We start from the raw sequence: 18,873 nt of genomic DNA, 5'->3' as shown, positions 1-18,873 counted from the left end.
AAAATCTTTTAGAACGATTAAAAAAAATTTATGGATACCCTGCTTGTTGCAACTGACCTGGGCACAATGAAAGAGGAAGTGCTGAAGACCGGTTTTGACCTTGCGAAGAAAATGAATGCCCGGGTGCAGTTGGTGGTCATCATCAATAAAAACCTGGAGTATTTTCCGCCCGACAACGGGATGATTTTTTCGGATCAGTGGGCGGCTCGGAAATATTTGGCGGAGCAGGAGCTGGAAGAAATCAAAAACAACCACCCGGTTATTGCCATACAAACGCTTGTCTGTATTGGTGACCCACAGCGTGACATTGTTGAACAGGCGATCGAAGCCAGGGCCACCATGATTGTAATGGGTACGCACGGCAGGGGAAGATTGTACCATGCTCTCATGGGCGGAACGGCGCAATACGTGGTCCGTCATTCCCCGGTACCGGTTTTGGTTGTGCCCTTCAACAAGGGCCGGCATTAAGCCGCCAACAAACAAATTACCGCTGGTAGAAAGAGGACCAATCCCCTAAACGGGGGGGGGTGAAATCAACATGTTTGCAAAGATGTTTATATCTACCCCTTTCGGGGTATGAAGAAGTTCTCAGGCATTCTCCTGCCTGTTCACCGTCTCTTTGATGATCGATGTATACCTGCCGTGATTTTCGTTCACCGGGAACCGAACGGTCACTGTGCAACCTTTTCCAGGTTCACTCTCCAGTAAAAATTCACCGTTAAAAAGGTTGGTTCGGTTGATCATATTGGTGATGCCAATGCCGTTTGCTTTTTGCTTTGGATCGAACCCGATCCCATTATCAGAGATGACCAGGGTAAGCGCATTGGCCGTGCAGGTCAGCCGTACCAGCACGTGGCTGGCTTGGGAATGTTTCAAAACATTGGTCAGCTGCTCCTGGGCGATGCGATAAGTTGCCAGTTGCAAATCTTCATCTATCGCGTCGTTGCAGTGTGGCGGAAGCTCGAGTTCCAATTCCAGTTTCTGCGTCAGGCGTACCGACTCGGCCAGGTCTTTCATCGCTTCTGCAATTTCGACGGTGCCGAAGGATGGCGCTGCCAAGTGTTTGGAGATGCGACGGATTTCGTTGATCGTGTCATTTAAAATAGCCGTGCATTTCGGGAGATATACGTCGAGATCCACCACTCTTGCCGCACACAATTCCGTGTAGAGTTTCGCGGTGGTCAGCACCTGGTTTACATTGTCGTGCAGTTCCCATCCAAGGGTGTTCCGTTCGAGTTCCTGGCTTTTGATGGCCGCCGCTGTAAGCCGCTTGTTCAAGAGGTCACGCTCCTCGTCCAGCTTTTTTTGCAACGCAACTTTTTCCGTGATATCATGGGCAATGCCCACAATTTTTGTGATGCGTCCGGCCTTGTCCTTTACCGGAATCACACGGATTTCGCCAACGCGTTTGCCGGCCGGGTGAACGGCGATCTCGATGTAGTCGACAATCTTCCCGCTCTGCATGGCTTCTGTGTATTTTTCCCTGACCAACTGGTGCGAGGTAACCGGCAACACATCTTCAATGACATTGCCCACGACCTGTTCGGCTTTCAAACCCGTGACATCGGTAAACGCGGTGTTGATGCTTTCGAACCGGAACCGTTCACCGTCTTCGATACTGATCAGCCACATGGGATCGATGGCGCTGTTGTAGATCAGCGAAAGCTGGCCCTGGCTGTGTTCGAGTTTTTGGACAATTTTGTTTAAGTGGGTTGTTTCGTAAACAAAACATAAAAGACTTGTAACCTTGCCGCTGGTATCTTTCAGGGCAGAGTTATACCATTCACAATAAATGACTCGTCCACTTTTCGTATAATTTCGGTTGGTGCAACGGTTACTGCTGATGGTGCCGTCGAGGATTTCCGCAAATTTTTGATGAACCTTTTCCCGGTCTTCTTCAAAAACAAAATGCAGCTGGGAAATTGGCTGGTGCAAGACGTCTGTTTCTTCCCATTCGAAAATTCCCGCTGCCCCGTCCGACCAGTAACTGATTTCCAGGCTGGGTGTCAGGCCAACAATGCCCAACGGGGTGTTCTGCAAATGCTGATAAAAATTCAATTCATCGAAAAAGCCGGGAGTTCTCATTTTACCATTTTTGTGTTTGGAAACAGTGCAGACGATCATTTCTGTTGATTGTCTTCCGAAAGAGGCTTACCGCATTTTAAAATGTACTGAACATTTTTCTTTTCCGACGGAATCACTGGCCTGGAGGTGGCTTATCCATTGAACTTTCGTCGTTGTGCAGCGTTTTGTGTAGGTATCGATAGGGACGTGAATCATGATTGACCAACATTGGCTTGCAGTACAAGCCTTGCATTCGTATGGCAAAGGTACGGAGGCTGGTTTGTGTTTCGCTGCGAAAAACGAATCCGGCTTTCATTGCATAAAGCGGGAGGATATGATGAATTTCATGTTTCCAGCCTGGCCGGTTTGCACAAATGATGTGTACCTTTCTTAGCACAATTTTTTAGAGAACAGAGCCATGCAAAACGGAACAATGATGCAATACTTCCATTGGTACTATCCCAACGATGGAAGTTTATGGAAAAAAGTCAGAGAAGAAGCACCCAGGCTTGCTGCCATTGGAATCAACGCACTGTGGCTGCCGCCAGCCTACAAGGGAACCCAGGGCGCACATTCCATCGGCTACGATGTTTACGATCTCTACGACCTGGGAGAATTCAACAGTAAGGAGTCGGTGCGTACCAAATACGGCACGCGGGACGAATACCTGGCAGCGATACAAGCCTTGCACAACGAAAAGATCCAGGTTTACGTGGACATCGTTGTCAATCATTTGGGCGGCGGCGACGAAACGGAATTGATCCAGGTGCTGCGCATGAATCCCGACAACCGCAACGAAGCCATTGGTGAGCCCTACGACATTGAAGCCTATACGAAATTTACCTATCCGGCACGCAAGGGAAAGTATTCGAATTTCGAATGGAACCATACGTGCTTTTCCGGCGTGGACTACGATCACCTGCGGGGAGAGAACGGCATCTTCAACATCATCAATGAATATGGCCTGGAATGGGAAGAAATGCTGACCGATGAAAAAGGCAACTACGATTACCTGATGTTTTGCGACATTGAATTTCGCAATCCGGCCGTACGGGAAGAATTGAAAACCTGGGGCAAATGGTATTATGAAACAACGCATTTTGACGGCATGCGACTCGATGCTGTCAAACACATCGCCCCGCAGTTTTACAACGAGTGGCTGGCCTACATGCGGGATATGTCCGGCCGCGAACTCTTTGCGGTTGGCGAATACTGGGCGCCGGGCGACCTGCCACTCTTGCTGCGATACATTGAAGCGACAGATGGAAAACTTTCCCTTTTTGATGCCGCCCTGCATCATCGCCTCCATACAGCCTCCAAACAGGGACGTGACTACGATCTCCGCACCATTTTCGATGATACGCTGGTGGCAACGATGCCGCACCTGGCCGTGACATTGGTGGCCAACCACGACACGCAACCCTTACAAGCCCTGGAAGCTCCCGTTGAGCCCTGGTTCAAACCGATTGCCTACGCACTGATCCTGCTGCGGGAAAAAGGCTATCCCTGTATTTTTTATCCCGACCTGTACAGTGCCGAGTACACCGACAAAGGCCAGGATGGAAACGATTACCACATCGTGATGCCTTCCCTGGCAAGCCTGCCGCTGTTATGCAAGTTGCGCAAAGAAGCATCCTATGGAGCGCAGCACGACTATTTTGATCACCCGAATTGCGTGGGCTGGACAAGGGAAGGCGACGAGGCAGTGCCGGACAGCGGCTGCGCCGTGGTTGTATCGAATGGAGATCCGGGCAGCAAGCAGATGTTCGTTGGCTTGCACCAGGCCGGCAAAACATTCGTCGATGCCCTGCAGCACGAAACCCAGGAGATCCTGATCGGGGAAAATGGTGAAGCGGAATTTTATTGCCCGGGCGGATCGTTATCCGTCTGGGTCAGCAAGGACCTGCTTCCGCGGCTGGCCATCGGTTAGCCCTCGCCGGACACAGGTATCAGGATCTCTGTCGTTCGCAAGAAGCAGGTTGCAACTGAAGCCTGGTGGCAGCAAAGCGGCAGAAAATGAGACTAGAAACATCCAATTAAATCGTTTGGTAATTCGTACTTTTCGGCACGATTACCTTAACCATGCAAGCAACTTCTTTTGGCAGGCAGCCATCTGTACCCGAATTTTTGGCCGGTGGCGGTGAAATGGGAGAACGAATTAGAAACCACGACTGGTCGAAAACGCCGCTGGGTCCTGTCGAAACATGGCCGCAAAGTCTTCGCACCTGTCTTCGCATCATGCTCACGTCCCGCCAGCCCATTTGGATTGGCTGGGGCAAAGACCTGATCAAGTTTTACAACGATCCCTATAAAGCCATTGTCGGTGGCAAACATCCCTGGGCACTGGGACAACCCGCATCCGTGGTGTGGAAAGATATCTGGAAAGACATTGAGCCCATGCTCCGGCAGGTCATGGAAAAAGACGAGGGCACTTATGTAGAGTCGCAGTTACTGATCATGGAGCGCAACGGCTATGCAGAAGAAACCTACTATACGTTTTCCTACACGCCCATCCCCGGCGACGACGGCCGTACGGCCGGGATGTTTTGTGCCAATACCGACGACACGGACAAGATCATCAGCGAACGGCAGCTCCGCACATTAACACACCTGGGCAAACGGCTGGCCGATTGCAAAAGCAGCCGCGAGGTCATCGAAAAAACCATCGCTACCCTGACGGAGAATCCGCATGATTTCCCCTTTGCGCTCTTCCGGCTGGTTCGGGATGGAAAGGCCGTCCTCGAGCATTCGACGCCGTTGGGTGCAGCCGAAAAGATTATCCAAAAGGAGGTGGACCTGTCCGGTGGCAGTCCGATCACCTTGGCTATTAACAAGACCCTGTCGCTACGGCAGCCACAGGTCTATGAGGGCTTGAAAAAAGATTTTGGAGAGTTGCCTAAAGGAACCTGGGAAGTTCCGCCCAACAAGTGCATCGTAATACCGATTTTACAGGCGGGGATGAAAGACATTCACGGCATGTTGATAGTGGGTATAAATCCCTACCGCCTGCTCGACGAAAAGTACAGCAGTTTCTTCTCGCTCATCGCCGACCAGATTGCAACCTCCTTTTCCGAAGTTCACGTGTTGGAAGAAGAAAGAAAACGCGCCGAAGCGCTGGCCGAAATCGACCGGGCCAAAACAACCTTTTTTTCCAATATCAGTCACGAGTTCAGAACGCCACTCACCCTGCTGCTGGGTCCCATTGAAGAAATCTTACACGATCCCGCAACGATTTCGGATAACAAGGTCCGTGCGGATGTCGCTTTTCGCAATGCACTTCGCATGCAACGACTGGTGAACACGCTGCTGGAATTTTCCCGCATCGAGGCCGGCAGGGTGGAAGGTCGATACAGCCTTGTAGATATTTGTCTGTTTACGAAGGAACTGGCAAGCACCTTTCGATCGGCGATCGAAAAAGCCGGCCTGCAGTTGCACTTCAGCTGCACGAACGTGAAAGCCAATGTATATGTCGACCCGGATATGTGGGAAAAGATTGTCTTGAACCTTCTTTCCAATGCTTTTAAATACACCAGGGAAGGGCAGATCGCCATACGGGTGGCCGAAGTGAATGCCAGGCTGGAGCTGTCAGTTTCCGATACGGGAGTGGGCATTCCGGAAGACCAAAAAAGCAAAATTTTCGACCGATTTCACCGCATCGAAAACATCCAGGGAAGAAGCCAGGAAGGAACCGGTATTGGCCTTGCCCTGGTGAAAGAACTGGTGAAATTGCATGGCGGCACCATCAGCGTCGACAGCCAGCCGGGGAAGGGCTCCATATTCACGGTTTCCATTCCAACCGGCAAGGCGCACCTGCCGGCGGATAAGATTGTAGGGCAGGAAGGCAATGTCTCGCTTTCGCAGACAGCCGTTTCCTTTGTGGAAGAGGCGAAGAAATGGCTTCCGGCCGAAGAGGCAGCAGTTGAAGCAGAGGTGAACGAAGACAGTTTTTCTTATCAGCAGAACAAATCCGGAAAGAAATACAAAGTGCTGCTAGCCGATGACAATGCGGATATGCGGGATTATGTGCGAAGGCTGCTTACACCGCAGTTTGATATAACGACCGCTGTGGATGGTGAAGATGCTTTCCGCAAATTAATGCAGGACAAACCTGATCTCTTACTTTCCGATATCATGATGCCGCGACTGGATGGAATCGGCCTGCTTCAAAAAATACGCAGGCATCCGGATGTGAAAACGCTACCGGTTGTCTTTTTGTCGGCACGGGCCGGCGAAGAAGCAAAGGTGGAGGGACTGGAAGCCGGCGCCGATGACTATCTGGTAAAACCGTTTTCTGCAAAGGAGCTGCTGGCAAGAGTGGATACCAATATCAAGATCGCTGAAAGCCGGAAGGCTGCGGAGAACAATTTGCGGAATAGTCTCCTACAATCACCCGTTGCCATGGCAATTTTGCGGGGCAACGATTTTGTGATTGAATTGGCCAATACAAAGGCGCTCGAATTGTGGGGCAAATCGTATGAAGAAGTGATGAACAAACCTGCCCTGGAAGCCTTTGCCGAATTACAGGGACAGGGCTTCGAAGAAATATTTAATGGCGTTTTCAGCGGCACCGGGTTTAAGGCAAATGAAATGCCGTTGACACTGATCCGCCACGGAAAGCCCGAAAACCGGTTCATCAATTTTATTTATGAGCCGTTGCGCAACACCACCGGCGAGGTAGAAGGAATCATTGCCGTGGGAATCGATGTAACCGATCAGGTGATAGCCCGGAGAAAGATCGAGCAAAGTGAAAAAGAACTGGCTGAACTGGCCAATGCGGTGCCGCAACTGGTTTGGGTAGCGGAAGCCGATGGCCGGGTGATTTATTACAACGACCGCATCACCGAAGTGGCAGGCGCTCATAAAAAAGAAGACGGTAGTTGGTTCTGGCAGGGGCTTACGCATCCCGACGACACAGCGGCCACAGAACAGGCCTGGAGAAAAGCGGTGAAAAACGGGACCGTTTACCAGGTGGAGCACCGGATCCAGATGAACGATGGTACTTATCGCTGGTATTTGAGCCGCGGCCTGCCTTTCAGGAACGAAAACGGGACGATCGTGAAATGGTTTGGGAGCGCAACCGATATTCATGCAGCAAAAGAGCAGGCAACCATACTGGAAGAAGAGGTGAGAAAAAGAACCGCGGAACTGTCGGAGTTGAACCTTTCCCTGCAACGATCCAACAACGAGTTGCAGCAGTTTGCCCACGTCGCCAGTCATGACCTGAAAGAACCCCTGCGCAAGATCAAAACCTTTACGGGGCGCCTGGCCGATGACCCGGAAAATTCACTCTCGGAAAAATCCCGCACCTTTTTGCAAAAGATCAACTCAGCCTCGGATCGCATGGTTGCCATGGTGGAAGGCGTGCTCAATTATTCTGTGATCAATACCAGTGAGCAGGTCATCGAGCCGGTTTCGCTGGAAACGGTTTTGCAAAGCATCGAAACCGATTTGGAGATCCTGGTCTCACAGAAAAAAGCAGTGATCCGGTACGAAAACCTGCCGGTGGTGGATGGGTCGTTTGTCTTACTTTACCAGTTGTTTTACAACCTCGTGAACAACTCTCTTAAATTTTCCAAACCCGACGTGCCGCCGGACATGCGCATTGGTGCGGAAAGCTTCCAGGCTGCCGGTGAAGAATGGATCAGCATCCGCGTGGACGACAACGGGATTGGCTTTGACCAGGCCTACGCGGAAAAGATTTTTGAAAGCTTTACCCGCCTGAATTCCAAAGATCATTTTGAAGGAACGGGGCTGGGTCTCTCGCTTTGCAAGCGGATCGTCGAACGCCACGGTGGATCGATCGAGGCAACGGGAAGGCCGGGGCAGGGCGCTTCCTTCCTGATCCGCCTTCCTGCCAGGCAAACGAAAAAAGCAATCTGACAGAAAAGGTCGGCCGAAACAGGCTGCGCTTACTGGATTTCGATGTGAATAAAAAAACTCCCAACAGGCGGTTGGGAGTTGCAGTTTAAAAAGAAAGGTAAGCTTACTGGAGGAGCACTTTGGTTTGCTGGGTGCCCTTGTCGCTGACCACTCTGATCAGGTAAAGGCCTTTGGCTTTGCCTGCGAGGTCCACCTCCACTACACTGGTTTGTTCACCATTAAGGGTTCTTTGTTGCAGTACGGTGCCTCTTGCATCTACCACCTGTAGTTGTATACGTGGAGCCTTGATTCGGCCCAGCTGCACCTGGAAGCGTCCTTGCGAAGGATTGGGATAAGCTTGCAGGGTAGCTACTCCTTCTTTGGCTTGTGCACCTCTGGCAGCTGGACGAGCAGTGGCAACTGTGGCACAAGGGCCATAGTAATCCTTCCGTACTTCTCTTGTGACAATGGCACTTTCGGTTCCGTAAGCATCCTTCAGCCGCAGCTGGTAAGTTCCGGCAGCCAGGTTCTGGAAGGTGTAGCCGGTTGCGGGACCTTCTACATACGTCACTCCACCGTCTAGGGAGTACTGGAAGGGTGCTGCCCCGCAGGTGGGGATGATGGAGATGTTGCCGTCATTAGCGCCACAGCTGGCATCGAGCACAATGGTGCCGTCGTTACGGAACAGCGGACCGCCGTAGAATTTGCGCACCTCACGGGTTATGACGGCACTCTCGCAACCGCCTGCATCTTTCAGCCGCAACTGGTACGTGCCCGGTGCCAGGTTCATAAAGGAATAACCGGCAGCAGGGCCGTCCACATACGTGGCGCCGCCGTTGATAGAATACATAAACGGTGCAGAGCCCGAGGTGGGAATAAGGGAGATCAGCCCGTCATTGCCGGTGCAGGAGGCATCCAGCACAATGGTCAGGTCATTTTTGAAAGTGGGTGCAACGCAATCACCCGCTGCACCAAGAAGGATTTGTGCCCGGATCTCGCCGCCGGGCAACGTCGAGGTATGAATATTCGAATACATCAATCCCTGCATCAGGTATCCTTCCTGTGTTTCGCTCAACATATCGGTGTGTGTATACGTTCCCGCTGTCACACCTGTCGGGAAGCCGGCATGCGGAATGATGACGGGTGCAGATTGTGTTGGAGGCGCAGGAGCATGGAAATGCGCTGCCGTGCTGTTGGCAGTCAGGCCACGGAAATGAATGGTGTACGAGATCATGTTCGTGACTTTATTGTACGAGCCATAGATCACGCCAATGGCAGGTGAAGCATTGGGCGGCACTTCATTGGAGCCCCTGTACACACTGACAAAAGGATAGGTGGTGGCATCCAGGACAGTTGGGTTGAGCTGGGCCTTTATTTCGCCGCCCGGCAACGCCGTGGTGTGAATATTCGAATACACCTGCCCGTTGAGCAACCAGGCCTCCTGGGCGTCTGAGAGGATATCGGTGTGCGAATAAACACCGGACGTTACACCGGTCGGGAATCCGGCATGCGGAATGATAACCGGTGCGGAAAAACCGGGAAGGGCCGGCGCATGGAAATGGGCGGCAATGGAAGGAGCACTAAGCCCGTTAAAAAAAATGGTGTAGGTCAACGTGTTGGTGACATCATTGTAGGTGCCGGCAATGATTCCCGACGCTATGGAAGCGTTTGGCGGCACTTCATTGGCACCGCTGTAGGTGCTGCTAAACCAATAATTGTTGGCTCTGGCGCTGAAGCTAAGCAGGAATAAGCCGGTAAAAAAACTAAGAACTGTTTTGTGTAAAAGAACGTTTGGTAGGTAACTTTTTTTCATAACCATCATTGTTAAGGTAAAAAATGACGGTTTCCCAAGGACCTGAAGTTTGCCGTTCTCAACGGGGTGCCGGGTCTTTAAAATTAATTATTTTCTTAACCTGTTGAAAGGTGACCTTTCCTGAGTCAACGCGCAGTGCGGGATCGTAACCGCTGGATTATTTTAATGACGGTGCTTTATTCTCACAAACCAGCCTGCAAGGGATGGGAAACAGGCTATATTTACGTTTGTTCAAAAAAGAAAGAAAGTTTTAATCAAAGGCCATGAATGTTCTCGACCTGTCCGCCACCCTTGGGTTGATGGCAACCATTTCACTGACACTGAACATGCTCCTGGGCATGCTGCTCGGAACGGCATACAGAAAAAGCCGGCTGTGGAAAAAACTACCGCCGGGCCTCCGCCGGATCCGCCTTTTCACCTTGCACAACTGGACCGCCTACCTTTCACTAACCCTGGTTTTGTTGCACCCTGTTTTACTCCTGTTTGACGCATCCACAAAATTCAAAGCTATCGACCTTGTCTTTCCCCTTCATGCCCCCACGCAGCGCTGGGCGGTAGCGGTAGGCACGGTTTCGCTTTTTATAGTAGTAGGGATTGTACTCTCTTCCCAAAAAGCCCTGCGGGTAAAACTGGGCTACCGGGGCTGGAAAAATCTTCACCTGCTTTCATATGCCGCGGCCATTTTGTTTTTTGTTCACGGGATCGCACTGGACCCCTTGCTGAAAGACCGGCCGGTTGATTTTCTGGATGCGGAAAAAGCCGTATCTGAACTCTGTGCACTGGTCTTGCTGGCTGCAACCTTGCTGCGGTTCCGTTATTATCGCCGAACGGCAAAGGCCGGCCACCACAAGTGATTCCATCCGGACGGCGCCGGGAAGACCCAACGTTCTTGCGAAAGCAGGTTGCGCTTCTTTCCGCCCAATCTTTAGTTCAAAAACAGAGCACGGCCCTGAACAGGATCAGTGGAAGAATTCAACAACACCCAATCAGGTGTTAGCGCCATTATTCAGAAATTACGTGCAATTACTGCGAAGGACGGCTAAAGGCGAGCTGAGTTGTCCCGATCTCCCAGCTGAAAGGAGCAGGATTCTCACGACTGGCCTCTGCGGGGTTTACGACTACCGCACGGAAATCATTGCAGGCAAAACCTGTTTCTTTTTCCGAGCAATCACAATGCACAGTCAGGTCGGAAATGTTGATTTCCCAATGCTTGGCTTTGGAATATTTCCGGAAAGCCGTCAGGTAAACGAAACTTGGAAATTTAAGTGTAGTTGTTTTCACGTCTTTTGCTTTTTTTTCATAAGGCCTCACAGGGGATATCAGCAGCAAAAAGACCTTTCAACGGATATATTGGTTTTCGAATGGTCGGGAAATAAAGATAAAAAATTTCAGGAAGCATCCAATAACGATTTCTGCCCAACTGAAATATTCTTTCTATCACGATCAACTTCTCCGCGGTTGTTTTCATCTTTTTCGTATCCTGTTCAACAACGACAGGCTAAAACATAGCCCTTCGTTGTTGGTCATGTGGAAATCTACGATTGCCACCTGGCTCAGGATCCTGTTAGAACAAAAACAGCCGGTGACACATAACAGCAATTTTTGTTCCGCACCTTTCCTTCCACAAAATGTGAAATCCGGTTGCCCCTCTACGTCACAGGCGTGGAAAATGCCGGTGCTTCTGCCGATCCAAACCTCCGCCGGCCGAAGCCGTTCCAAAAAGGATGGCGCTCATTTCTGAAAAAAAATTAGCTTCCGGTTACAATTTTCATTTTTCAGCGTACAAATGATGGTATTGAGAAAAGAAATGTTCACCGATGCAGAGATCATTCGCAACCTGGCCAATGACCAGGAGAGCTCTGCAACGATCCGCCAACTGTATCGTGAGAACTTTGACTTGCTGAGCCGCTACGTTCAGAACAACAGCGGCAGCGAACAGGATGCCGAAGATATCTTCCAGGAAGTGATGGTAGCTTTTATTCAATTGCTCAAAGCGGGGCGGTTTAGGGGCGAATCCAGCATCCGCACATTTCTTTTTTCGCTCAACAAAAACATTTGGCTCAACGAACTGAAGCGACGGGGACGGGCCAGCAAACGCGAAGAGAAATACGAAAAAAACATGAACAGGGAAGTCCAAACCGCCGACATTGCCATGGAACTTCAGCAAACCCGCAGTGAACTGCTGAATACACTGGAGGCACTGGGCGAAAATTGTAAAAAAATCCTCCTGCTTTTTTACTACGAAAATAAAAGCATGAAGGAAATGGTGGGAGAGCTGCCGTACGAAAACGAGCAGGTGGTCCGCAACAAAAAAAGCAAATGCCTGAAAAAGCTGGCAGAACTGGTGAAAGGGAATCCGCTTCTTTACGATCAACTGAAAAACTTCGTCCATGAGTAATTCTGTACACAACGAGGATCTGCTGGTACGCTATATTGACGGCGAACTCTCTGCCACAGAGAAGGCAGCGGTCGAAGTCCGGCTGAAAAACGATGCGGTTTTTCGTGAACAATACCAAAACCTGCAGGTAGCCCTCCAGGCAATCCGCCAACTGGGTACCCGGCAACAGGTAGAAACCATTCACCACGAAATGATGCAGGAGCTGAAGGGAAAAAAGGCACCTGCAAAGGTCGTGCGCCTTTCCCGGGCTGTTCGCTATACGATGGCCGTTGCTGCCTCTATCCTGGTTCTGTTCGTTGGTGTGCGGCTTTACCTGGCCACACAGCAATCACCCGACAGGATCTACAACGAAACTTTTGTGGATTTCAACGTGGCCAATGCACGCAGTTCGGCAAACCAGCTTTCACAGATCGAAACACTTTACCAGAACAAAGATTTCCGTGGTGTTGCGGCTACGACCCGTGCCGTCTCCCTGTCGGCTAAAGACAGCCTGCTGATTGGCCTGTCTTACCTTCATACGGAAGACTGGCAGGCTGCTGCCCGGTGGTTTCATACCGTTTCCGTAACGGAAAATGAATACCGGCAGGATGCCGAGTTTTACCTGGCCCTGGCCTATCTCAAGACAAAAGAATTTGCAAAAGCGCAAACATTGTTTCAGCGCATTTACAATAACCCGGCGCATATTTACCACGAACAGGTTTCGGCTGATCTTCTTGCCGACGTAAAAAAGCTGGAGAGTCACTGATAACTTGAGCAGTCTCACCTTGTTTTTCGAAACCGGGAATAAAACAAAGCACCGAAAAACAGCAACAGCCCTGCGCCGGCCAGCCATGGCCAGAACGGCCGCGTGTCTTCCTGTACATTGCCGATGAACACCAGGTGCGACCAGTAAAACGGGTGTTTTAACCGCGGGTGAATGCTGCGGTCGGAAAGATAATCCTTCTTGGCCCGCTGTACGGCTTGCGCAATGGATAACCCTTCGTCCAGGTGCCGGTGAATGCGGGCCGTGAGATAGGCCGTGGAAAAGTCGTGGGCCTTCCACAAAGTGGTGACCACGTTGGCACAACCGGCGTAGCGAAAAGCCCGGCTTAAACTCATCACACCTTCGCCCTTTACCAGTTGTCCCGAACCCGTTTCGCAGGCACTCAGCATTACCAGTTGGGTATGCTGCAGCGGCAGGTTATAGATTTCCTGGGCATACAACAGGTGATCGCTGGTTTGCGGAGAAAACGCGATATAGGAAAGGTTGTCTTTTTCGCTGTTGACAACGGCATGGGTGGCCAGGTGCACCAGTTTGTAGGAGCCGCATTGCTGGAGAAAGCGGGCCTTTGTGGCAGCTGTATCGAAAAAGGATTGCCCTTGGAGGCCTTCAATTTCTTCCCGCGAATGCGGCAATTGCGAAAATCCCTTTGCCGCCTGCCGGCTGAACGGGGCAAACGAAAGCACCGCCGCATCTTCCAGGTTGTTTTTTTCTTTTTTCAACAGGGCAGATGAGTACTGGTATTGCACGGCCATGTCTTCTACGAGGTAGCGGCCACCCTTGTTTCGCAGGGCTTCAAATGGCAGGTAATTCAGCACATCATCCGGGATGATGATCAGTACTTTGACACCCTGTAACGGAACACCATCAAACAATAGCGAAAAAAGACCCGGTGAAGATGACTGCGCTGTCGTGTTGTCCGGATCTTTCAGGTAATGGAGATAATTGGCAAAGGTTTCGGCAAAATGGTCGGGCAGGCTTCGCTGCAGGCAGCGAAGGCTATCTTTCCGGATGGTCAGGATGGTGAGCAGGCTGTCCGATAAATGGTAAGAAACCATCGCGGTGTTTTTATCAAGCACTTCTTTTTGCAGGGTGGAAATGGACGGTATGCTGGTTTCCTTTCCCGCTGTTTGCCGGTTCACCTCGTCCTGCACCTTGCTCAACTGGATCTCTTTATCGCGAATACCCTGGTTGAGTGCCGCCAGTTGCGCACTGTCGGTGACCTGCGCCGCACGGATAGACGAAAGCGTGATCGCTGATTTCAGTTCCTGTTCTTTTTGCAGCAGGGGTGAATGGCTTCGTCCCAACTCGTCGCTGAGCTGCCGGCTTAAAACGAGCGCCGTCGCCTTATTTTGCTGGTCAAACAGGTACAGGTCTTCAAGAAAACTGCTGTTCTTCGTGCGGCGGTACAGTTCATATGCAATGGCTATGGGCTTCACGTGCAGCGTCGAGCGGATCTTCGAAAGAAACAGCCGGGCTTCATCACTTTCATAGGTTCCTTCCACATAGGCAATCAGGCGAAACGCCGATTGATAAGTGGCCAGTTCTTCCCTTGCCGCGGCAAGGCTATCGGTTTGCCGGTAAACAAAATGCCAGGCATCGGCCTTGGCCACCAGTGCCTGGAACAAATTGATATAGGAAAATACACCGGAAAACCGGATGGGGTTGCGGTGTATATCCGGCGAGGTAAAGGAAGGATAAAACTGCCGGATGGATTCCTGGTAAAACGCTAACGCTTCCCTGTACCGGCCAAAATGCACGGCAGAAAGCCCCAGGCTTTTCAGTGTCAGGCCGTGGCCGATCGGATCGCTGTTCTTGCCCAGCGATTGGTAGGTTTGAAGTGCTTTGTTATAATACGCAGTGGCCGAGTCGTAGCGCTGCTCGCTGAAAAACGCATCGCCCATGCTGTTATATAGGCGGATGGCTTTGTTATAACCCGGCCCGATCTTCCGGAAGAAAAACAGGGCTTTTTCCGCCGCACCCAGCGACAGGTTCAGCGACCCGAGGTTATGGTAAATTTCACGGGTCATGATGTTTAGCGGGAGCAGCTTTTGGTAGATGGTGTTCGCCTCGTCGTATTCTTCCAGCTTCAGCAGGATCTGCGCCAGGTTGATGTGGTAGTTGACATAAAGATTGTCGTACGCTTCATTGTCGGGACGCAGCACTTCAATGGCTTTTTGAAAATAATTGCGGGCCTGCCGGTAGTTGCCTCTTTCGTAATAAAGCACACCCACGATGTTGTACAGCCGTTCGCCTTCCGGCAGGGCGTTGTTGTATTTTTTCTGGATCGACTCGGCGACCGTGAAATACTGCAGTGCCGAATCAAATTTGTTTTGCGTGTAATAGATAATGCCGGCGTAGAGATAAGGCTTGAAGAAAACCGAGTCGGGCAATTGCCGCTGCTTTTTAACGGCCAGCGCTGCATTGTAAAAATGCACGGCCTCGGAAAAATTCTCAAAATAGTGCTGCAGTTCCCCCACCTTAAACGCTGTGTAAAAACGGAGCGAGTCGAAGCGTGAATCGTTGGGCAGCAGGGGATACAGTCGCTGGAATTTCCGGAGGGCGGAGGCATTGAACCGGTCTTCGTCCTGTGCACCCGCATTTTGGCGTCGGCCAGCCAATGTAGCACTGTCATAATCTGCCTGCGCTTCGCTGTATTGCTGCGCCATTGCCGCAACCGTTGGTGCAACTTGCTGTGAACGGGAAAGAAAAAGGCCGGCCAGGAGCAGGGCCAGGAAAAATGGGCCTCGCAATGCAGTGCTTCTCACACGCTAAAAATAACTCAATTGCCAACAATCACCACACAGGGTGGACGCGGCTTGGATAACGAAAGATCGCTGGGAAGGCTGCTGTCAAAGGTTCCATCGGTCGATGGTATGTAACCCGTGCGAAGGCCGAGGGTCATGGTTTGGTGTGCCTGCATCAATTGACTGACATTGCTCGGCACTTCGCTGATCGTGTGATAGTAATAAAGAAGGATATCAATGCTGTTGAGGGCACCGACGCTTTTATCATTGATCGCATATTTGATCGTGGCCTTTTTCCACCCGGTGCTGCCGGCCTGTTTGGTGAAATATCCCCGGCGCATGCACTCGCGGATGTTGATTTGTCCATTGGCCGGGTTGATAGCAAAATCGTTGCTATGCTGCAGGTCGTAATTGCCCGACGGAATGGCCTTTGCCGGGTCGGCATTGTAAATCGGTGAAATGATCGAGTCGTTTTGCGCCAGCTGGTAAAACTTGTCGATATACGTAAGCCCGGAAAGCAGGATCATCGTGGAATCGGTTTCGCCCGACGCCGCCGACCGGAATTTGATCTTATACCAAAGCCCTGTTTGACTGTTGCCGTCGTTGCCCGGAACATCGACGGTGATGGCACCCGTGGCTGGGTCGATCTTCAGGTTGTCGGGATAGGCAGAATAGGTGCCGGCTTTGGTTTGGGTGGGAGAAATGCTGTACGCCGAATTTCTCAGGTAGAAAATCGAATCGCCGTAGCTGAGTCTTGTATTGCCGGCAATGGGATGTACAATAGCGGTGTCTTTTTTACTGCAGTGCGAGAACAGTAGCAGGTAGCAAGCCACAAAAAACAAAACGAGCAGGCGTTTCATGAAAGCTTTCGTTTACGGTAATTCAAATATACAAAATAGAATCCGGGTCAAAAGCAGTGGAATGGCAGGATGTATGACAAATTGCATTTCGCTGCGGTTGGCGAAGACGCCAACAAAGGAACCTAAGCGGCGACTGCTGCAATTTTCCATACACCGGTTTTGCGGATTGTGCTTTTGATACCCGATATGTCACCGCGTCTTCCTAAATTGTAACCGGCATGTTGAAAATTGGAATCATCAGGGAAGGAAAAATACCCGCCGACAACCGGGTGGCACTGACGCCGGCACAATGCAAATGGCTGCAAACCACCTATCCGGGTTGCCAGGTAATTGTGGAGCGGTCGTCCGGCCGCTGTTTCAGCGACCGCGAGTACAGGATGCAAAAAATAGCCGTGGCCGACAGCGTGGCCGACTGCGATATTTTACTGGGAATAAAAGAAGTTCCGCCGCACGACGTCGTGCCGGGCAAAAAATACCTTTTCTTTTCCCATACCTGTAAAAAGCAGCCACACAACCAAAAGCTCCTGCAAACGCTGATCGAAAAAGGATGTACGCTCATCGACTACGAATGCCTGCGCCACGATGACGGCCAGCGCATCATTGGTTTTGGTTTTTTTGCCGGCGTCGTAGGGGCGCACAACGGGATGATGGCCTATGGCACAAGAACCGGGGCCTATCACCTCGAGCGGGTTTACAAACAAAAAGATTTTCAATCGCTCATCCATACATATTTCGGACTGAAGCTGCCTAATTGCAAGATCGCCGTCACGGGTTCGGGCCGGGTGGCCCACGGCGTGCTCGAAATCATGAATCTGTTGGGCGTGACAGAAGTGGAAAAAGAAGACTATGTGGCAAGAGAATTCGACTACCCCGTTTACCTGCACCTCAAAGGCGCAGACCTTTACCGGCACAAAGAGACTGGGACATATAACCGGGATGCGTTTCACCACAAACCACAGGAATACGAATGTCTTTTTTCCCGCTATACCGCACACACCGATGTGCTGATGAACGGGGTATACTGGGACAAAGGCGTACCGCGTCTTTTTGAAAGAGAAGCCATTTCTGATCCCTCGTTCCGCATCGCTACCATTGCCGACATTACCGACGACTGCAACGGTTCTGTTCCCATCAACGCCGGCGACCAAACTATTGAAGACCCGGTGTATGGCATCGACAGAATGAGCTTCCAAAAAACAGCGCCTTACATGCCCAACAGCATCGACGTAATGGCCGTTGGCAACCTTCCCAATGAATTGCCCCGCGATGCATCCAAATACTTTGGCGAACAGCTGATCAAATACATCCTGCCGGATTTGCTGCAGGGTTCTTCACCAGTCATCGAAAGGGCAACGATTGTAAACGCGGGCAAACTGACGGCGCCCTACGACTACCTCTGTGAATATGCGTCCGGTAAAATCGGCACCGCCATCTAAAAAGAAAAGCACACGGCTGATGACCGTGTGCCCATATAAGTTTTTGAAGGTTGTTGCTACAGGTGCAATACATCATCCATGGTGAACACCCCTTTCTTGCCGGCCAGAAATTCCGCGGCCAGCACGGCGCCCAGCGCAAACCCTTTCCGGCTGTGCGCCGTATGAATGATTTCAATATCGTCCACCTCCGACGAATATTTCACATGGTGCGTTCCGGGTGCCGGGTCGATCCGCTCGCTGAGAATGGCGAGTTCCTGATCGTTTTCGGCAGGCCGGTTCACCCAGGCTTTTTTGCGGTCAATTTGCTGGAGCACCTGCTCGGCCAGTGTGACGGCCGTGCCGCTGGGCGAATCCAGTTTTTGCGTGTGGTGCACTTCTTTCAGCGCAACCTCGTAACCGGGCTGTGAGGCCATCAGGCGTGCCAGCAGCTTGTTCACCTGGAAAAAGATATTGACGCCGATGCTAAAATTGCTGGCATGCAGGAAGGCGCCACCTTTTTGCAGGCAATAGTCCTTTGCTTCAGGCAGGTGCTGGTTCCAACCCGTAGACCCGCTTACCACCGGCACACCAAAGTCGAGACAGCGCCGCACATTGGCAAAGGCACTTTCGGGTGCGGTAAATTCAATGGCCACATCCGCAGCGGCCATTTTTTCCGCCGTAAAATCCTCGGTGTTGTCGATGTTGATTTTTAGAACAACGGAGTGGCCGCGTTGCAGGGCGATCTCTTCGATCATGTGTCCCATTTTGCCGTAACCGATAAGCGCTATATTCATTGAATCAGTGATTAAGTTGGGAAATGCTGGCACGAAATACTGGATTTTTTTCCAATTGAAAACACGAAGGCAGGCAAATTGCCCGAATGACCTGTCTCCATAGAAAACCCGGTCTTTTATCAAATGGAAGGAAAGAAGTTTAGTTTGAAAGGGAAAAGGCAGG

12 protein-coding genes are annotated in these 18,873 nt (G+C 51.1%); 7 read left to right on the top strand and 5 right to left on the bottom strand.

The features are described 5' to 3' along the window. Window positions 1–30: 30 nt before the first annotated feature. Window positions 31–468 carry a universal stress protein gene (locus tag D6024_RS13810; RefSeq protein ID WP_121355207.1) on the top strand — a complete coding sequence of 146 codons (438 nt, stop codon included), beginning with the start codon at window positions 31–33 and terminating at the stop codon, window positions 466–468. A 120-nt stretch (window positions 469–588) separates the two neighbouring features. On the opposite strand, the gene D6024_RS13805 is transcribed toward D6024_RS13810, so the two are convergent. Continuing rightward, window positions 589–2,085, bottom strand: a complete 1,497-nt coding sequence (locus tag D6024_RS13805; RefSeq protein ID WP_162944761.1) for a PAS domain-containing sensor histidine kinase — start codon at window positions 2,083–2,085, stop codon at window positions 589–591. Window positions 2,086–2,482: 397 nt separating this feature from the next. Here D6024_RS13805 and D6024_RS13800 point away from each other — a divergent pair, with 397 nt between their 5' ends. Together D6024_RS13800 and D6024_RS13795 are read left to right on the top strand one after the other, a co-directional pair. Further along, window positions 2,483–3,994, top strand: a complete 1,512-nt coding sequence (locus D6024_RS13800; protein WP_121355205.1) for an alpha-amylase — start codon at window positions 2,483–2,485, stop codon at window positions 3,992–3,994. Window positions 3,995–4,146: 152 nt separating this feature from the next. Then, a complete protein-coding gene (locus tag D6024_RS13795) occupies window positions 4,147–7,944 on the top strand; it encodes an ATP-binding protein (protein ID WP_121355204.1) in 3,798 nt (1,265 codons plus the stop codon). Window positions 7,945–8,047: 103 nt separating this feature from the next. Here D6024_RS13795 and D6024_RS13790 read toward each other — a convergent pair whose 3' ends face one another. After that, on the bottom strand, window positions 8,048–9,736 hold the full coding sequence (locus D6024_RS13790) for a CHRD domain-containing protein (RefSeq protein WP_162944760.1): 1,689 nt from the start codon (window positions 9,734–9,736) through the stop codon (window positions 8,048–8,050). Window positions 9,737–9,999: 263 nt separating this feature from the next. Here D6024_RS13790 and D6024_RS13785 point away from each other — a divergent pair, with 263 nt between their 5' ends. The 3 genes from D6024_RS13785 (at window position 10,000) to D6024_RS13770 (ending at window position 12,879) form a co-directional block, all read left to right on the top strand. After that, complete coding sequence (locus D6024_RS13785; protein WP_121355202.1) at window positions 10,000–10,590, top strand: ferric reductase-like transmembrane domain-containing protein; 591 nt, start codon at window positions 10,000–10,002, stop codon at window positions 10,588–10,590. 941 nt (window positions 10,591–11,531) lie between these two features. Continuing rightward, the gene (locus D6024_RS13775; RefSeq protein ID WP_162944759.1) at window positions 11,532–12,134 is read left to right on the top strand and encodes an RNA polymerase sigma factor; all 603 of its coding nucleotides are present in this window, start codon (window positions 11,532–11,534) and stop codon (window positions 12,132–12,134) included. Continuing rightward, window positions 12,127–12,879 (top strand): anti-sigma factor, encoded by a 753-nt coding sequence (locus tag D6024_RS13770; protein ID WP_121355199.1) that lies wholly within the window; start codon window positions 12,127–12,129, stop codon window positions 12,877–12,879. The genes D6024_RS13775 and D6024_RS13770 overlap by 8 nt, the downstream gene beginning before the upstream one ends. A gap of 14 nt (window positions 12,880–12,893) precedes the next feature. Here D6024_RS13770 and D6024_RS13765 read toward each other — a convergent pair whose 3' ends face one another. Together D6024_RS13765 and D6024_RS13760 are read right to left on the bottom strand one after the other, a co-directional pair. Further along, the gene (locus D6024_RS13765) at window positions 12,894–15,662 is read right to left on the bottom strand and encodes a CHAT domain-containing protein (RefSeq protein ID WP_162944758.1); all 2,769 of its coding nucleotides are present in this window, start codon (window positions 15,660–15,662) and stop codon (window positions 12,894–12,896) included. Between the two features lie 14 nt (window positions 15,663–15,676). Continuing rightward, window positions 15,677–16,501, bottom strand: a complete 825-nt coding sequence (locus D6024_RS13760) for a hypothetical protein (RefSeq protein WP_121355197.1) — start codon at window positions 16,499–16,501, stop codon at window positions 15,677–15,679. Between the two features lie 218 nt (window positions 16,502–16,719). Here D6024_RS13760 and D6024_RS13755 point away from each other — a divergent pair, with 218 nt between their 5' ends. Further along, complete coding sequence (locus D6024_RS13755) at window positions 16,720–17,937, top strand: NAD(P)-dependent oxidoreductase (RefSeq protein ID WP_121355196.1); 1,218 nt, start codon at window positions 16,720–16,722, stop codon at window positions 17,935–17,937. Window positions 17,938–17,993: 56 nt separating this feature from the next. Here the strand turns inward: D6024_RS13755 and dapB are convergent, their stop codons facing one another. Then, window positions 17,994–18,710 (bottom strand): 4-hydroxy-tetrahydrodipicolinate reductase, encoded by a 717-nt coding sequence (dapB, locus tag D6024_RS13750; protein WP_121355376.1) that lies wholly within the window; start codon window positions 18,708–18,710, stop codon window positions 17,994–17,996. Window positions 18,711–18,873 lie beyond the last annotated feature (163 nt).

It is taken from the genome of Flavisolibacter nicotianae, from assembly GCF_003628535.1.
Classification (GTDB): domain Bacteria; phylum Bacteroidota; class Bacteroidia; order Chitinophagales; family Chitinophagaceae; genus Flavisolibacter; species Flavisolibacter nicotianae.
The sequence above is the reverse complement of the archived record's forward strand: the minus strand, read 5'-3'. Positions and strand labels throughout refer to the sequence as shown.